The sequence below is a fragment of the Microcoleus sp. A2-C3 genome (genome assembly GCF_036706065.1).
In the GTDB taxonomy this organism is placed as follows: Bacteria; Cyanobacteriota; Cyanobacteriia; order Cyanobacteriales; family Microcoleaceae; genus Microcoleus.
The window spans coordinates 63,859-80,891 of the sequence record NZ_JAUBVX010000029.1 but is presented as its reverse complement, the minus strand read 5'-3'; the positions used below and the strand labels follow the sequence as shown (position 1 = coordinate 80,891).

At 46.2% G+C, this 17,033-nt stretch carries 16 protein-coding genes and 1 riboswitch; of the genes, 5 read left to right on the top strand and 11 right to left on the bottom strand.

The window, feature by feature from the left end; all coding sequences use genetic code 11:
* Positions 1–143: 143 nt before the first annotated feature.
* From QUB66_RS17320 to QUB66_RS17305, 4 genes are all read right to left on the bottom strand, one after another.
* Complete coding sequence (locus QUB66_RS17320) at positions 144–896, bottom strand: DUF2207 domain-containing protein (RefSeq protein ID WP_332968973.1); 753 nt, start codon at positions 894–896, stop codon at positions 144–146.
* 370 nt (positions 897–1,266) lie between these two features.
* Positions 1,267–2,073 (bottom strand): cobalt ECF transporter T component CbiQ, encoded by an 807-nt coding sequence (gene cbiQ, locus QUB66_RS17315; protein ID WP_265240062.1) that lies wholly within the window; start codon positions 2,071–2,073, stop codon positions 1,267–1,269.
* Positions 2,070–2,402, bottom strand: a complete 333-nt coding sequence (locus QUB66_RS17310) for an energy-coupling factor ABC transporter substrate-binding protein (RefSeq protein WP_332968970.1) — start codon at positions 2,400–2,402, stop codon at positions 2,070–2,072. Before QUB66_RS17310 ends, cbiQ begins: the two co-directional genes overlap by 4 nt.
* A 4-nt stretch (positions 2,403–2,406) precedes the next feature.
* Complete coding sequence (locus QUB66_RS17305; protein ID WP_332968978.1) at positions 2,407–3,126, bottom strand: energy-coupling factor ABC transporter permease; 720 nt, start codon at positions 3,124–3,126, stop codon at positions 2,407–2,409.
* A 61-nt stretch (positions 3,127–3,187) separates the two neighbouring features.
* A riboswitch (cobalamin riboswitch) is annotated at positions 3,188–3,334 on the bottom strand.
* Positions 3,335–3,585: 251 nt separating this feature from the next.
* Between QUB66_RS17305 and QUB66_RS17300 the strand changes: the two genes are divergently transcribed.
* Positions 3,586–4,326: a Uma2 family endonuclease gene (locus QUB66_RS17300; RefSeq protein ID WP_265240060.1), complete on the top strand. Its 741-nt coding sequence runs from the start codon at positions 3,586–3,588 to the stop codon at positions 4,324–4,326.
* 193 nt (positions 4,327–4,519) lie between these two features.
* Here QUB66_RS17300 and QUB66_RS17295 read toward each other — a convergent pair whose 3' ends face one another.
* Complete coding sequence (locus QUB66_RS17295; protein WP_332968968.1) at positions 4,520–6,673, bottom strand: pentapeptide repeat-containing protein; 2,154 nt, start codon at positions 6,671–6,673, stop codon at positions 4,520–4,522.
* 18 nt (positions 6,674–6,691) lie between these two features.
* Positions 6,692–7,015: a hypothetical protein gene (locus QUB66_RS17290; RefSeq protein ID WP_106150930.1), complete on the bottom strand. Its 324-nt coding sequence runs from the start codon at positions 7,013–7,015 to the stop codon at positions 6,692–6,694.
* Positions 7,016–7,178: 163 nt separating this feature from the next.
* On the opposite strand from QUB66_RS17290, the gene QUB66_RS17285 reads away from it, so the two are divergent.
* Positions 7,179–7,628: a hypothetical protein gene (locus tag QUB66_RS17285; RefSeq protein ID WP_332968966.1), complete on the top strand. Its 450-nt coding sequence runs from the start codon at positions 7,179–7,181 to the stop codon at positions 7,626–7,628.
* A 48-nt stretch (positions 7,629–7,676) separates the two neighbouring features.
* On the opposite strand, the gene QUB66_RS17280 is transcribed toward QUB66_RS17285, so the two are convergent.
* The 5 genes from QUB66_RS17280 to folK form a co-directional block, all read right to left on the bottom strand.
* Positions 7,677–8,123: a Uma2 family endonuclease gene (locus QUB66_RS17280; RefSeq protein ID WP_332968965.1), complete on the bottom strand. Its 447-nt coding sequence runs from the start codon at positions 8,121–8,123 to the stop codon at positions 7,677–7,679.
* A 12-nt stretch (positions 8,124–8,135) separates the two neighbouring features.
* Complete coding sequence (locus QUB66_RS17275; protein ID WP_332968964.1) at positions 8,136–8,324, bottom strand: hypothetical protein; 189 nt, start codon at positions 8,322–8,324, stop codon at positions 8,136–8,138.
* A 168-nt stretch (positions 8,325–8,492) separates the two neighbouring features.
* Positions 8,493–9,944, bottom strand: coding sequence for an FAD-binding domain-containing protein (locus QUB66_RS17270; protein WP_332968962.1), 1,452 nt, complete (start codon positions 9,942–9,944; stop codon positions 8,493–8,495).
* Between the two features lie 127 nt (positions 9,945–10,071).
* A complete protein-coding gene (locus tag QUB66_RS17265; protein WP_332968961.1) occupies positions 10,072–10,620 on the bottom strand; it encodes an NUDIX hydrolase in 549 nt (182 codons plus the stop codon).
* Positions 10,621–10,698: 78 nt separating this feature from the next.
* Entirely contained in the window at positions 10,699–11,187 is a 489-nt protein-coding gene (gene folK, locus QUB66_RS17260; RefSeq protein ID WP_332968959.1) for a 2-amino-4-hydroxy-6-hydroxymethyldihydropteridine diphosphokinase, read from the bottom strand.
* A 211-nt stretch (positions 11,188–11,398) separates the two neighbouring features.
* Here folK and QUB66_RS17255 point away from each other — a divergent pair, with 211 nt between their 5' ends.
* The 3 genes from QUB66_RS17255 to QUB66_RS17245 all read left to right on the top strand — a co-directional run bounded on the left by QUB66_RS17255 (position 11,399) and on the right by QUB66_RS17245 (position 16,918).
* Complete coding sequence (locus QUB66_RS17255) at positions 11,399–11,866, top strand: hypothetical protein (protein ID WP_332968958.1); 468 nt, start codon at positions 11,399–11,401, stop codon at positions 11,864–11,866.
* A 226-nt stretch (positions 11,867–12,092) separates the two neighbouring features.
* On the top strand, positions 12,093–14,441 hold the full coding sequence (locus tag QUB66_RS17250) for a PhoX family protein (protein WP_332968956.1): 2,349 nt from the start codon (positions 12,093–12,095) through the stop codon (positions 14,439–14,441).
* 335 nt (positions 14,442–14,776) lie between these two features.
* Positions 14,777–16,918, top strand: a complete 2,142-nt coding sequence (locus QUB66_RS17245; RefSeq protein ID WP_332968955.1) for an SPFH domain-containing protein — start codon at positions 14,777–14,779, stop codon at positions 16,916–16,918.
* Positions 16,919–17,033: the final 115 nt, after the last annotated feature.

The following is a 17,033-nucleotide window of genomic DNA, read 5'->3' as shown; positions in this document are numbered from 1 at the left end:
AAAAATTTTTTACGAAAGTATTGGTATTTATGTAAGTCTTTTAAGATAATTAAATTTTTGTTTGAGTTTTTCACAAAGGAACATAAATTTGATTTCCCCAAAATCCATCAGTACACCTATACATAGAAAATGATTTAGGATTGCTATATAAGGAATAAAAATACTAACCAATATTCTTTTGTGAACAATTCCACTTCTCCCGAAGAAGATTGAGATTGATTGCCAGTTTGTTGCCAACGAGGTTGAGGCACATTAAGAATTGGCTGGGGAAAGGCAATTTGTACTTCTAATTCTTGTTCCGGTAGCACAGGCTGACTTGCTACAAATTCATAGGTTTTAGCATCTACTTGACTAGGGATAGCTGGTGTGCCAAAATTCGTAAACGATAGAACTTTACCTGACAAAGCTTCTGGTAATTTTACTCTAACTTTTGCGGCATTGATCGGGGCTTTACGACCTGATGAAATGGCTTTCCAGTAAACTTGAGTATTCTCGCCATCTAGCTGCAATCCACCTACTACGCGATATTTGATAACAAAAGTATGTGATTCTGGCGCTTTTAATTGATGTTGCCAACGAATCCAAAGCTGATTATTTTCAATCCCAGTTGTACTGGCGATCTTTTGATTATTTTCGGCAACTGTCACATCTTTGATTTCATCGACTTTATCTAAAGGAATATAGCGATATCGTTGAGTGTTGTAGTCGGCTGTGAATACATATTTTTGTGTTTCGGTGACTAACATATCTCCGTTGGTCTGAACGTCGATTAGGACGTTGATATTCTCCCAGTAAAATGGTAGTTGTTGGGCGGCTGCATGAGTGACTGTGACCAGAAATACGGTGAATAATGTGGTGATAAAATAAGTTATTTTTTTTAACTGCTGTTTGTTCATGAGATGATTCCTACTGAGTAGCTATTGATTGCTATTATTCAATAGATTTCTAGTAAGGTCAATTCATATAATTCATTGGTTTAGTTCATAAAAGTCATATTATGGTTTTGTCACAAAGATGGGACGTACGGTTGAAACCGCATCTACACAAAGTCCGAGATGAGACGGCGGTTGAAACCGCGTCTACACAAACAATGTCCGCCTCCGCGGACTGAAGAAAATAAGATGGTTTTAACCGCCGATTCTTTAACCTGCGGAGGCAGGTTTTGTCTGTATAGACGCGGTTTTAACCGCCGATTCTTTAACCTGCGGAGGCAGGTTTTGTCTGTATAGACGCGGTTTTAACCGCCGATTCTGTACAAACGCGGTTTCAACCGCCCGGTATCCTGACAATACTTAACAGGGTTAAAACCGTGCAGCCAAACACGGCTTCAAATGTATATCTGCGCGAGGGTTTGTAAGGGTAGGAATTCCAAACGCGGAGTTCTCCGTTGAAGCCGCGCGAGGCTAAAGTCAGGGAAACTTGACGGTAGTTTTCTAAAGTTCGCAGCAGCAATTGACCGATTAAAATGCCTAAGCTGTGCATTCCCCGCTTCCAAGTGCGGTAGCCGCAGCGGGAGTTTTGGGCTGTCCAAAGTTCATCGGCGATCGCCAATAAGCTAAAAATAAAGCGGTACATTAGTAATAGCAGTTCTGTGACTAACTCTGGACAGCGTAATTGTCTCAGAATCTGCAATATTTCGGTAAATGGTACTGTCAACAGGATGAAGTACATACAGCTTGTGGATGCGAAGGCGCGGGCAAACAGCAAGCTCACTTGGTATATTCCAGTGCGACTCACATAGATATAAAAAGTGCCGATGCTAATTCCCCAACCTTGCCAAATATCCCACTGAATTTCCGGGATGCGATCGCCCGCAACGGCACCCATCGCCAAAGCAGGCAAACTTGTCAGCAAAAACACCAGCGGTACAGACAGCAACCGCAGATAGAGTTTCGCCGGAATTCCGGCATAAACGACGATCCAGATTGTCAACCACAGGGCGATCGACAACTGCACCGCTGCATGGGAAACTAGAGACAGGATTAAAAGGGCGATCGCAAATGATAGTTTGTGAGAGGGCGGCAAACCGCGCAAGCGATTTGTATAAGCCAGACTATCAATTTGATGGTTCATTCCAAGGTTTTGCGATCGGAATTCTGCTGAGATTGCGATCGGCCTTTATACAACCCAATCACGTAGCCAATTACGCCAGCCCCCATCGCCGCTTGAGACGCAAACAGCAAACTTTCAATTTCGCCGCTCGCCGGTTCAAAGAAGTGATTGAACCAAGGTTCATACCCCGGTTGAATTTCGCTAATTGCTTTTTCAGCTTGGTCATCCGCGCCGCCGTATTCACCCCGCACAAACACCAGAGGAATAACAGCAAGAACAACCACAGCACCAGCCAATAACCAATTTTGTAGCGAACTAGCTTGCTGATTTTTTGTAGGCTTTTGATTCACGACTTTATGACTCCTGTCTCAATAATTTCAAAGTTTCCAACTCCGGCTTTCCGTAGGAATGCAGCCAATTCCAGACTAATACAGTCAGCAATCCCTCGCTAATCGCCAGGGGTACTTGAGTAATAGCAAAGATGCTAGCAAACTTGAGAAACGAAGCCATAAAACCGCCGCTTGCTGCGGGAAAAGCCAATGCTAATTGAATCGAAGTCATCACATAAGTCAGCAAATCTGCCAAAGCCGAAGCACAAAAAATTGCCGCCCGCTGACTACCAGTTCGCAACAGCAAATGATAGACAAAATACGCAGCAAAAGGGCCAACAATCGCCATCGAAAACATATTTGCTCCCAGGGTTGTCAAGCCGCCGTGGGCCAACAAAACCGCTTGAAAAAGCAGCACTAAAGCGCCGAGTACAGCCATCACCGAAGGGCCGAACAAAATCGCACCCAAACCAGTACCCGTCGGGTGAGAACAACTGCCCGTTACCGAAGGAATTTTTAAAGCAGAAAGCACAAAAGTAAACGCACCCGCCAAAGCTAACAGCAGTTTAAGTTCCGGGTGTTCTTTTGTAATGCGGGCGATCGATCGCAAACCAACTAGAAAAAAAGGTAACGCCACTATCCACCAAAACGCCGCCCATTGCACCGGCAAAAAACCTTCCGAAATGTGCATAGCTGCGGCGGGGGTTGCCGAACCGAGGACAATATAACAACTTAAGCCAGCCATCAATCCCAGGCTGACTAATTTCCGATTTCTGGCCTTCACGCTGAACCTCGCAGATGAAACTATGTAAACAAACACATCGGCGGGCATCCTGACTTAGAAAGCGACATGGCTTTCATTACAGTTGCGGGACAGCGCCGGACTTACACCGAACTTTCCCCGTTTCCTCTAATGGCTGCTCCCCATTAGAACCGAATGATTAGCTTAGTATAGGCGATCGGGCAACTCTCAGCCGATCTTTACAAAAATTATTTCAAATTAAGTGGCTTAGATTGTGTCCGACAGCTTCAAGTGTCCGAAGAGACAAACAATAAAAATGCCACCGAACACGATTTGATCTATCTTCTTCTTTTTGATTCTCTTCCTTCGCGTCTTCGCGGTTCGTTAAAATCTCAACCAAATTCCCAAAAAACACCAAACAAGTGAATGCTATAATATTAGTGAGTTTCGAGAAAAGCCGCCATGTTAGATTACAACTTTCCGAAGCACTGGCCCTCAGCCGACGAACTACCAGACTCAGATGAAACACCAGTGGATAACGAACTGCAAGAATTAATCCCAGGATTGCTAAAAGCAATATTGCTCATACTTTGGGGGGAACGCATGGACTGGTTTTTTGGTATAGATATGGGTCTTTACCATCACCCCGAAAAACCTCCGATTGTGCCAGATGCCTTCTTGAGTTTAGGGGTGCAACGGTTTTATGATGAAGAATTGCGTCCAAGTTATGTGGTGTGGGAGGAAAAGGTCATGCCCAGTTTTGTACTGGAAGTTGTTTCCCCGACTCCTCGCAAGGAATACACCGCCAAGTTGGAAGAATATCAAAGGTTAGGCGTACTTTATTACGTCATTTATTCTTCCCGCCGCCGACGTAAACCCCGTTTGGAAGTATATAAGTTAGTCAATGGTTCCTATGAGTTACAGCCAGAAAATCTAGTTTGGATGCCAGAGATTGGTTTGGGAATTGGCTGTGAAAGGGGCAATTATTCTGGGGTGACAAGGGAGTGGTTGTATTGGTACGATGCTGATGGAAAACGTTATTTGACTCCTGAAGAACAGGTGAAGGAATCAGCGCAACGTCTCCAACAGGAATCGCAACGCGCACAACAGGAATCCCAACGTGCACAACAGGAATCCCAGCGCGCCGATCGCCTAGCTGAACGATTGCGAGAGTTGGGGATAGATCCTGATAATATCAACTAATTACAAAATCTCGCACTTTAGAACCCCGATTTTTTGAAGAAGTCGGGGTTTTGGTATTTTACATAAATTCCGGTTACACTCCTTATGATATAGAGTCCAAGGTAGTACCGTCTCCCTACCGTGATTAATTGTAAGGAGACGGCACTGCCGTCTCCTTCAGCTACTAATAATTCCGATGCCAACGGATTTGATACTATTTCGTCGGGCACTTCGGATGATTCCCACCCTGCAAACAAATATAAGCAATTTGACTTTGATCTAAATTCTTAGCCTCCCCAAAATTAACTCCTTGGAATCGACCCGATTTGCTACCGACAGGACTTTGAATAAACTGATCCGAAGTCGCCTTCCCCAGAAACACAGCGCTTTGAAAATTCACTCCAGCTAAATTCGCGCCCCGGAAATCAACCGAACTCACGTCCGCATTCCGCAAATTAGCATCTTGCAACCGAGCGTCTTTTAAATTCGCGTTGGCGAGTTTAGCTGAACTCAAATCAGCATTTTGTAAATTTGCACCAGATAAATCAGCACCAGATAAATCAGCACCTTGCCATTCCGATTTAGACAAGTTTGTCAAGGACAATTGAGCGCCTTGAGCCTTCACTTTGGCTAAACGCGCGCCTTCCAAATTTGCTCCCGAAAAATTAGCGCTGCCGATATCTGCACCAGTAAAACTTGCCTCTTTTAACATTGCTTGCTGCAAGTTTGCTCCAATTAATAGAGCACTACTAAAATTAGCTCCAGTCAAACTTCCGCTTGAGAAATTAGCTTTGTTCAGGACAGCGCGCACAAAAGTAGTGCGGTTCATTACTGCACTGTTCAAAGATCCTCCGGTTAAATTTGCTCCCTCAAAATTAGCTTCGCTTAAGTCAGAAATCCAATCGTCAAATGTACCAGGTCGCCTGTCTTCGCCAGTTCCATAAAAGCGAGTTCCCTGCAAGCTGGCATTGGTTAAATTGGTTTTTCTGAGCTTAATTCCTGACAAGTCAACTTTGTCTAATACTAAAGTAAACTGACCTGGGCCCGCAGGACTTTGACTTAAATCTGTGCGGCTCAAATCCGCGCCGTTGAGCTGGCTGCTATACACTGTGAGAATTTTGCCGATCGCCCTTTGCACTGTTCTTTGGCGAGTGGCTGCTAACTCTCGTTCCGGGGTTTTCCCCCCAAATCGCAGGGATTCGAGGTCATTGCTAAGAGCTAGATTCAACCGCCGCAAGTCAGGCAAAGCTTTCGGGCCGGTACTAACTAAAGCTTGCTGGATCGCGTCCAACATCGGGCGGCTCTCTTCTTGAGCCAGCAAATCGGCTAACAGCGGTACGGCGCGGGAGTCTTCCACGGCGCCCAAAGCCAAAATTGCCGATCGCCTCCCCGATGTCCCGCTAGCCGAAGTCGGAGACAATTTATTCACTAAAGCCACAAATAATTCGTCATTCCGCTGCCGAGAATCCCGCATATTTGCTTGAGTTTGAGTGTAGATCAAAGTGCCAACAAACAAACTTAAAATCAATCCCGCGCCGCCGATGGTAACTATTACTAAAGTTGTGCCTGGATGTTGGCGCATCCAATTCCACAAACTGGGATATTCCTTCACCCCAGTTTCGGGAGTCAAAACCAAAGCCGCAATTTGGGCATCTTCCTCAGTCCATTCTTGACTTTTGACAGGATTTGTAGACAGTTCGTGCGATTCCCTACGGGATAGCTTCGCTTCACGAGCATTGACGACCAAAGTATTCGCGAGGCGATCGTGCCCCGACTGCCGTTTGTAGCGCAACGCAAAAGCCCCGTCTGCGAGGATTGCCAAGCCGCTCAACCCACCTAAAATGATTAAATCTGGAAACGCGCCACTCAAGCGCCAAATGCCGTAAGCGAAGCCCAGAGGCACTCCCCAGCGCCCCAAACTTTCACGAATTAGCACTCGCCGAAAACCCGGAGGAACACCCGACGCTGTGACAACTTTCACCCCAAACCAGCGTTTCGGGAGAGTTTGACCGGTTCTGGCGAGCAAAAACAACTGCCACGCAGCTAAAACTGCCGGTGCTAGCAGTGCCCCAGACCAGAATAGATTAGTTAGGGGTGCGACTCTGGGGTTGCGATCGCGCACGGGGATAGCCAAAACACGAGCAACAGTTTCGGAGACTGCTGCTACCGAGGGATTGAGCGGCACGGTTTGAGATTCCTTGTTAACCAATGCGCCGATGCTGAAGGGAACGAGGGCGCTGGCCGCAATTAACGAAATTTCAACGGCCCAAGCGCCACACCTGCGAACCAGCAGTGGCATTTGCTGGGATTGTGTCTGCCAAGACGGATCGGGTTGATTAATACCACCGGGTGCGGTTGGGCTAGCCATATTTAGAATTTCCTATTGTTAGTCGTTAGTGTTGGAGGAATCAGGAGAAATTGCCAATTTGTACGCTATGTAGATTAGCACTCCGAGAACAGCAAGAGTCATCAGCGCTGAAATTAGCTGTACGATGCTATTGAAGACTGTCAGGACAATTATCGCTCCGACGGCAAAGACTGCCACCTGTCCCGGTTTGGGCAATTTTTGAAACTTGTCCAGAAATTGATTGTAGAAGGTTCCGACGGCTTGATAGCTGTTTGGATTTTGTTGGATGAGGGGCGATCGCTCTAGTTTAGCTTTTAGTGCTCCGATCGCCTGCTGCCAATTGAAGTTATTTTGAGGATTCATAAAAAAAATTGGAGTTAGTTTAGCTGTACTTTAATCATTTTAGGACGGTCACATTAATAAGAGTCACATTAGCCTGTTCGGAACCCCTAATTATCTTCTACTGTCAAAGAAGTAGAACCGAAGCCATTCTGTTCCGATAAATTTCGGATAAATAAGGATAAAAATGAAGATATATTATCCCTGCGATCGCCCCAGACTACGCTTTGGCTCGATCGTCACCTTAGCCTTAGCAATGATTTTAGCGCCTGCGGGAGCCCTTCGGAGCCAACCGCTACAAATTGCTCCGGGATTTCGTGAACCGCTGAGCGTTTCTGGAGTCTCCGGCGGCCCGAACAATAGCGGCGACTGCGGTTTTGTAGCCCAAGGGCCGAACCAAGTCATCGAAGTAACACAGGATTTACCTTACTGGAAAATTGCGGTACAAACGGCGGGAGCTCCGAGTTTGATGATTCAGGGCCCGAGGGGGCGTTTCTGCGTGCTACCGGCGAATGCTGGTGCGGGGAATGTCGAATTTTCCGGCTATGGGGACAAGGGGACTTATGTGATCTTTGTGGGCGATCGAGCTCAAGGTCAACACCCTTACTCTCTCTCTATTTCCCAACAGCGAAATTAAAAATACCAAAAAATCAGGAACCTTGCTGTCAGAAATAGGGATTTCACATCAATTTTGTATTTGTTCTGTAACCCACTTACGAAACAATCGGAGAGTTTGACTCGTACCCGCTGTTTGACTTTGTTCGCAATACTGAGAAATCGCTTCAATAATTGGCAAGTTGGGAAATATCGGACTAAATTCCGATTCAACATATTTCCCATCTTCAAGCACATTAATCTGAAGCCTTTTATTTTCATAGCGCCAGATTTCAGGGACTCCCAACGCCTCGTAAGCATCCAATTGATTTTTAGAAGTTAAATCGACTTCAATTGCTAAATCCGGCGCAGGATCGATAGTTAAGTCGATGCGCTTTTTGCCAATCATTAAAGCGTAATTTTGAATATAAAAAGATTTATCAGGTTCAATTCCTTGTAACATACTTTTTCGCTTAAAAGTCGTCGAACCAAATGCTTCAAAGTCAATTTCAAGTTCTTCGATTAGTATTCTGACCATATCGCCAATGATCTATTTATTAAATTCATGTTCTGGTAGCGGCATCCTAATCTCCAAAGTTCCTTGACTGTAAGCTATTCTAGAGCCACGGTGTTCTCCCAACTCCTCTAAAATCGCCTCAAACTCCTGCCAGTTGATATCGTTCAACAGCAGTCTATGTCCTGGCGGTACACTGATTTGCCTTAATTGCAGCGTTACCATTTCAACGTCCAATTTCTTTATTTTTATTGTAACTCAATACGATTTAGATCAGATAAGACGGCGGTTTCAACCGCATCTACTAATTCCATGCGCCTGGTTTTCTTTCTTTCTTCAACCCGCGGAGGCGGGTTTTGTCTGTGTAGGCGCGAATTCTATTCGCCCAATTTTCTACTCAACAATTTTTTGCTGTTTATAAAGTTCCTTAAACTTCCGTTGCTGCTCATTATGATCTACGATCGGATCGGGATAATGAAGCAGTCGGCGTTCTAAAGGCGAAATATTTCCTGTTAGCAAAAGTTTAGTATCAACTCGGCGCAATTCTGGAACCCACTGCCGAATATATTCCCCTTCCGGGTCAAATTTTTGAGCTTGACTGGCGGGATTGAATATTCGCAAAGGTTTCTGATCCATCCCGCTCGATGCACTCCACTGCCAGCCGCCATTATTAGCAGAAAGATCGCCATCAATCAAATTTTGCATGAAGTATTTTTCGCCCCACTGCCAGTTAATAATTAAATCTTTCGTGAGGAAACTAGCGACTATCATACGACAGCGATTGTGCATCCAACCAGTCTGATTTAACTGCCGCATTGCCGCATCGATAATTGGATAGCCAGTTTTGCCCCTACACCAAGCTTGAAACAGCTTTTCATCGTTTTCCCAAGGAAAGTCTTTGAATGCTTTACGATACGGCCCGTCTGCTAATTCTGGGAAGTTATACATGGCGTGTTGGTAAAATTCTCGCCACGCTATTTCCTGTTGCCAAGTGCTGATGCTTGTGCAGGCTTCTTCGCTGCGGCAAGTTTCCATTACTATCTGGGTAGCTTGCCAAACAGTACGGATGCCAATTGCACCAAATTTGAGGGCGGCGCTGAGTTCGGATGTGCCACTAATTGCGGGGAAATTGCGCTGTTCTTGATATTGGTAAATTGCCCGATCGCAAAAATCTTCCAACTTGGCTCGCGCCGCATCTTCTCCGGGTTCTATTAACAGCGAATTTTCCCAAATAAATCCCAAACTAGATGGCGTTGGCAGTGTTTCAATTGCACCTGCTTGGTTAGCAATTTCTTGTTCTTCTGCGGTCAATCCAGTCATTAATTCCAGATCAGTTATCGGCAGTGTCTCTACAGGTTGGGCTTTCGGTTTGCTGTTCCATTTTTTCCAAAATGGTGTATAAACTGTGTAGGGATTCCCTGTGCCGGTGCGAATTTCGTCCGGGGCGTGCAGGAGTTGATCGCAAAAATTTTGAACTTGAATTCCGGCTTGTTCGAGGGCATTTAATACGGACTGATCGCGCTTTTTTGCATAGGGTTCTACATCCCAGTTCCAAAATACTGCTTTAGCATTAATCGCTGTTGCTAATTTCGGTATTCCTAGAATCGGATCATCTTGAATTATCAGTAATTGACTGCCTGCTTCGCTGTAACGTGAGGAGAGTTTTTGTAAGCAGCCGATCATGTATGTGACTCTGGCTGGTGCTACGTCATCGCGATCGAGAATATTGCGATCCAGACAAAAAACTCCAACTATTTTCGGGCTTTGCTGGCGCGCTGCGGCTAGTCCGATGTTGTCAGAAATACGCAAGTCGCGGCGGTGCCAAAATAAAATTAAATCAGACATTTTTTTATATTTTAACTTTATACAGTTCCCCGTAGGGTGCGCACTGCGCACCTTACTACTATACAATAAGTAGGGTGCGCCGAAGAGCACCTTACAGATAGATTATCTGCGTCTAGGACGGTCTGCTTCAAGTCAGAAAAGGACGCGCCAAGAAAAAGCTAGAAATAGATTTCGCATCAATTGGTTCGCCAGCTAAGATCGCTTTTTCTAATTCTTCTGGAGTGAATAAAACTGTCTCCATGTCTTCATCATCGTCTTGCGCTGGTGGCTTTTCCAATTTGACCAAATCTTGTGCTAAAAAAGCATAAATTATTTCATCTGAATAACCGGGAGCGAGCATGAATTTGCCTAATTCCCGCCATTTTCCGGCGCTATATCCGGTTTCTTCTTGGATTTCGCGTTTGATAGTTTCGGCGGGGCTTTCAGTGCTTTCGACAGTACCTGCGGGAAATTCTAAAATCCGTCCTTTGGCTGCGAAGCGGTATTGTCGCACCAAGACGAGTTTACCTTCGGGGGTGACGGGAACTGCAAGTGCTCCGCCGGGGTGGCGAATACATTCCCAGTCGCCTTCGGAACCGTTGGGAAGGCGGAGGCTAGCTACGTCAAAGTTGAATTTACGCCCTTGGTAAAACAGGCGCTGTTTGAGGAGTTGGGGTAGTTCTTGACCGATCGACATAAGCGATAAGTGAATAATGTTTGATTGCACCGATTTAAAACATCATAGGCGATCGCAGCCCGGAATTTTGCTCAATTTCTACACTTTCATTTTTTCCACTCCTGAACAGTTTACCGTTTGCAGGAGTTGTGCGATCGTACTTTTCGTCACAGGATGCACCCAATCCGGCGCAATTTCGGCTAAAGGTACTAATACAAAAGCTCTTTCGGTCATCCGGGGATGAGGTAAAGTCAGTGTCGGAGTGTCTAGGATTAAATCATCATACAGCAGCAAATCTAGGTCGAGGGTTCTCGGCCCCCATTTTTCGCGGCGAATCCGATTAAATTTTATTTCAATTTCTAATAAAGTTGCTAGCAATTGTTCGGGTTCTAGTGCAACTTCTAGGATGGCACAGGCATTAATATAATCGGGTTGTGGCGGCCCGACGGGGGCGGTTTGATACCAACTAGAATAAGAATTTACTGTGATTTCTGGAGTATTGTTGAGAGTTGCGATCGCACTTTTGAGTGTGGCGAGGGAGTCGCCTAAGTTGCTACCGAGGGCGATCGCGCATTTTGTTGATTTCATTGCAGGAAGATGGAAGATGGAAGATGGAAGATGGAAGATGGAAGATGGAAGATGGAAGATGGAAGATGGAAGATGGATTTAGTTATCTCCCCTACAAGCCCTATTTTTGGGCAAACCTGACACTACAAGATATTATTTTAATTTGAGCTTAATCGGCTGTTAAATTTTGTTTATTATCATTGACAAGTATTAGCATTGAGTTTAAAAAACAATGAGTTTGCATCGGCGCTTATGTTCAACCTTTATTTTAGCAACGGTCTTTTTTGCCGCAAGTATATCAGTATCTTTAGCAGAAACTAAGGAAAGCTATCTTACCCTAGATTCGGACGACAGTCAATCTTTTGCAAGTTTAGTGCAGCAGGCGGAAGATTTGGCCACATTGTCGATCGCCCGCGAGTTTCAAGAAAATCCAGGATTAACAGAAGTTACGGTGATAGTTACAGCCGATCGCAGCCGGCAAAGAGTTCCGGTTTTGCGATCGAGAGTATCCCGCAGCCAGTGGCAGAAAGATGCGAGCATCGAACGGTGGACGAGATATTTTGCAGATGCTAAATTGCTGCTGGGATTCATAGATCCCAATATTTCGCCCGCAAATTCCGGGCCTTCGCAAAGGATTAATGTACCAGCGCCTAGTCGATCGGCATCCCGACAAAACGATCCGGCTTTTCGAGATGATTGAGATTGTGTTTGGTCGATTACCATAATAAAAATGGTTCGTAGTGCGGACTTCAGTCCGCAATAGGTCACGGACTAAAGTCCGCACTACGAACGTTTTTATTTAACGTGTTTTTAACCAAAATATTCCCCTACTTTAATTAACCAGAAGTTTAACTATCCTTAATTTAATAGTAGTAAATTTCTATAAAGACTCGTCTGACTAGGGATGTTGGGATCAAAAGGAATTTATGTCTAAAATAACTCGCCGACAACTGCTAATTTTCTTCGGCAGCAGTGCAGCTACCACTGTGCTTGCTCCTAAGCTAACTCAAACACTGTTCGGCATCAATTCCAGCGATGCCGTTGCTGTACTTCCAACATCTTTCACTCCTCTAAGACTTCCCCACCCGCTGCCAATTTATCGAGAAATGTCGAGTTTCATGCCGACTGCGCCGGGGGGAATCGGCACTGTGATGAGTGCGTCAGGGGATACGAAATTAACCAGTTACAGCGTGGTTGACGATGTGGTTGTGCCGCCGGAATACGAACGTTATGTAATTCTCCGCTGGGGCGATCGAGTTTTTCCCGATCCGGCAGATTATTTCGGCTACAACAACGACTATACGGGCTTTGTAGGCCTGCGCGGCAGCACAGACGACGGCTATCTGTGGGTTAACCACGAATACGTATCCTTCCCGATGTCGAAAATCGCGCCCGAAGCCCCGACGGATGTGGCATCTTTTCCAGCGACCGATCGCGCCGTCCTCGGTATAGACTTATCCGTAAAAAATCAGGCTACCCTCGGCGAATTCCTGTACAATCTCGGCGGATCGATCGTCCGCATCACCAAACAAGCTGATGGACGCTTTGGGGCAATTCCGCGCGATCCCCTCAACCGACGCATTCACGGACTTTCCGGCCTCGGAATCAACAGCCAGCGCAGCGACAAATACAAAGATGTCACCTCCTGGGGAACCAGACAAGGCGACAATAACTTCTTGGTAGGAACCGGCCCTGCAGCCACCCAAGTTTTTGCCCAAGTCAACAGCGACGGACTCGGCAACCGCATCATCGGCACAGCATACAACTGTTCCGGCGGCACAACCCCTTGGGGAACAATCCTTTCCGCCGAAGAAAATTTCCAAGGTAGCGAACTATTCTTCGTGGGAGTTCAGGAAAACATCAAACCCAACGGCGGCCAAACCAGCTATCCCAAGGGTACTACTGGCGAAGAATTCGGCTTAGTGGGCGAAAAATACGGCTGGATGGTAGAAGTCGATCCCCAAGATCCCAACTTCCGCCCCCGCAAACACACCGCTTTAGGCCGTTTTCGCCACGAAAACGTCGCCTTTCGCGCCGAAGCAGGCCGCAAGTTAGTAGTGTACATGGGGGACGATCGGCGCGGCGGACACACCTGGAAATTTGTCAGCAACGGTACTGTCACAAATCCCGCAGATAAAACCAACAGCAAATTATTGGAAGACGGCGTTTTGTACGTCGCCCAATACAATCGCAACGGTGCGGGAAGATGGCTACCACTGACAATCAATAGCCAAACCAATCCAGTGAGTCCCCAAAAAGTTGCCGAGGCGGAATTAGCAAGTTTTGGCAAAGCTCAAAGAGATGGCAATACTCGCTTGCCAAAACGCAGCGGAATTGCAAGTCAAACCGAAGATGGCGGTTCTTTTGTAGTAGATACAACTAATGAAGCAACAGCACTTCCCGGCTACAGAAATAAAACTCTTGCTAATTTCTACAGCAGCCAAGGTGCGGTTTTAGTTGATGCTTTCTTAGCTGCTAATTTGATTGGTGGTACTCCGACGGCGCGGCCGGAAGATTTGGAAGTTAATCCTACTACGAAGGAAGTTTTTATTGCATATACTGACGGCGCACCGGGAAGCGATGGCTATCCAGATTCTCGCATTTTTACTGTTGCTAAATATGGCAGCGCACTCAATAGCACCCAGCAGTCGGGAGGACTTTACAAAATAATTGAAGATAGTGCCGATGGTGCTGGTTTGACTTTCCGCTGGCAGCGTTTAGCCCAAGGTGGAGAAGCTGGTACAGTAGCTGGGGCGGGATTTGCTAGTGTTGACAATTTGGTTTTTGACCCTCAAGGCAATATTTGGGGCGTGACTGATATGTCTACTTCCACACACAACGGTTTTGATGTGGGTGCTGTTGGGAAACCCACTGCGATCGATCACAAGAAAACTGGAAATGTCTCGGATTTTACTGGTGTTTTCGGCAACAATTGGCTTTTTTACATTCCGACTTCTGGGCCGAATGCGGGAAGTGTAATTCCGTTTGCTCACGGCCCGAACCGCTGCGAAATGACGGGGCCGACTTTTGTTGGAGATACGCTGTTGCTTGCGGTGCAGCATCCGGGGGAAGATTGTCCGATCGATGATGGTACTGTGTTGCGCCGTCAAATTGAAATGTTGGATTTAAACGGTGCTGTTTTTAATCAAACTCGGACTGTTTCTCGTGGTAGTTTGTGGCCGAGCAATATCTCGAATGATTCGCGCCGATCGCCGATGCCGTCGGTAATTGGGATTCGCCGCGTGCGAACAAATCCCACCGGCCAGTTTGTCTAGAGTTATCCGCTGCTTATTGTAGGCGAGTATCTGTAGGGACACGGCATTGCCGTGTCCTTACTTTTTCAGTTTGTTGCATCATTGATTTTAATCTTATAGCAGTTCTCAAGTGAGTTTGCCCCCGTGCGCGATTGCTTTCTTGCCAATTGCCAATTACTAATTACCAATTATCATAGATCCCTCACCTAAACGAGAAAAATTATATCCGTATTTTCACTGATAAATATGACTATTATGACTGCAAGTAATGAAAAATAAGACATTAAATTTTACATCAGAAGTTGGGATTAGAGCTAAGCTAGAGCTAATAGAACAAATTAGCCCATATCAAAAAAATGCTTTATTCACTTTTGCCCAAGTCTCAACTCAAAGTTCGAGTTTTAAAACAGTTAGCAGCCGCCATTTCGGTATCTTTAGCCCTCAGTGTAACAACCAGTTTGAAACCCTCGCCGGTATTAGCTGCTGGCGATATCCCCCCTGCAAATCACTCCTCGACTCAGCTAGCAGCAAAACCTGATTCTAGCTTGCAGTTAGGGCAGTTGCGCACCACTGTTCCGGTGCAGACAATGCAGCTCGATGCGGGTGGATTTATCCCGATCGCGATCGGCAGTATGATAGTCATTCTAGTGCTACCGCTATTTTTTGGTGGATTAGTCGTAATTGGCGATCGGGAAGTTGGCATTGTCAGTAAAAAGTTTAGCTTCAACGGCAAATCTTTGCCCCCAGGAGATTTAATTGCCTTAAACGGTGAAGCTGGATATCAAGCTGATACATTACCTCCCGGTTGGCACTGGGGTTATTGGCCTTTGCAATACAACGTCCGCAAAGAATCTTTAACAATAGTTCCCCAAGGCGAAATTGGCTTAGTTATCGCAGCAGGCGGCGAGTCGAATCCGCCACAGCGCATCCTCGGAAAAATCACAGAATGCGACAATTTTCAAGATGCTCGCAAATTCCTCAAAGAAGGCGGCGAAAAAGGTCGGCAACTCGGCATCTTGACGGGCGGCAGCTATCGAATTAACACGGCATTATTTACCGTAATCACAGCAGGAAATGCTACAAAACACGGCATGACAGCCGAACAGTTGAAGCTGTACACAATCGCCCCAGACAAAGTAGGAATTGTCACAACTTATGACGGCGTTCCGATTCAAGATGGCGAAATTGCCGGCCCAATTATTCCCAATCACGACAACTTCCAAAACGCGCAAAAATTTATCACCGCCGGCGGGCGGCGCGGTTTGCAGGAACAGGTTCTGCTGTCCGGTTCGTGGAACTTAAACCCTTGGTTTGTCGGGGTTGACCAGGTGGCAATGACTGAAATCCCGATCGGCTATGTCGGCGCCGTGATTTCCTATGTCGGCAAAACCTCAGAAGATGTCAGCGGCGCAGCTTTCACCCACGGCAACTTAGTAAATGTGGGCAACAAAGGCGTATGGGTGACACCTCTTTATCCAGGCAAACATCCGCTAAATACTCGCATTTTGAAAGTAGAATTAGTGCCGACTACAAACATTGTATTGAACTGGTCTGGTAAAACAGAACGGCACAGTTACGACTCTAAACTTTCATCTTTAACCGTGCGTTCTCAAGACGGTTTTGCCTTCGATTTAGAAGTAGCTCAAATCATTCACGTTGGAGCTTTGGATGCTCCGAAAGTTATCTCTCGCGTCGGTTCGATGCAGAATTTAGTAGACCACGTTTTGCAGCCGACAATCGGCAATTACTTCCGCAACTCGGCTCAAGCTTATTCTGTATTAGATTTTCTTTCAGCCAGAAGCGGCAGACAAGCGGAAGCCGCCGAGTATATCAAAGCAGCTTTGCGTACCTACGACGTGCAAGCAATTGATACTTTAATCGGGGATATTTTGCCACCCGCAGAGTTGATGCAAACTCAAACGGATCGCAAAATTGCTGAGGAACAATGTAAGACTTATGAGGTGCAGCAAATAGCACAAACTCAGCGGCAACAATTGGTAAGAGAAACAGCGCTGGCTGAGATTCAACAAGAGATGGTAAAATCCGAACAAGGCGTGAAGATTTCTGAGTTAAAAGCGAATTCTCAGGTCAAACAAGCTCAAGGCGAAGCTGAGTCGATTCGGGTGAAGGGAAATGCTCAAGCTGAAGCTTATCGCGCGGGTGTTGTAGCTTTGGGCGGTTCCGGTTATACGGCTTTGCAGTTAATGCAAATTATCGGCGATAGTCATGTGCGAGTTGTACCAGATGTTGCGGTTAGCGGTAACGGTAGCGGCGGCGGTTTGGTTGACGGTTTGCTGGGAATGATGATGTGGAATCAAACGAGCAAAAATGGAGATAATGGCGGGGAATTGCCTGTAGTTACTTTGGAAAAATCGCAGCCTGCTGTGTTGGAACCTGTGGCCAAGTTACCCGTAGCAAAGGTGAATTCAACCAAGTCACCAGAAGACCGGGCGGTTGAAACCGCGTCTATACAAACAAAACCCGCCGACGCGGGTTGAAGAGTGAGCGGTTAAAATTCCGTTATTTTCTTTTAGTCCGCGCAGGCGGACTTTGTTTGTGTAGGCGCAGGCGGACTTTGTTTGTGTAGGCGCGAATTCTATTCGCCGTAAATTC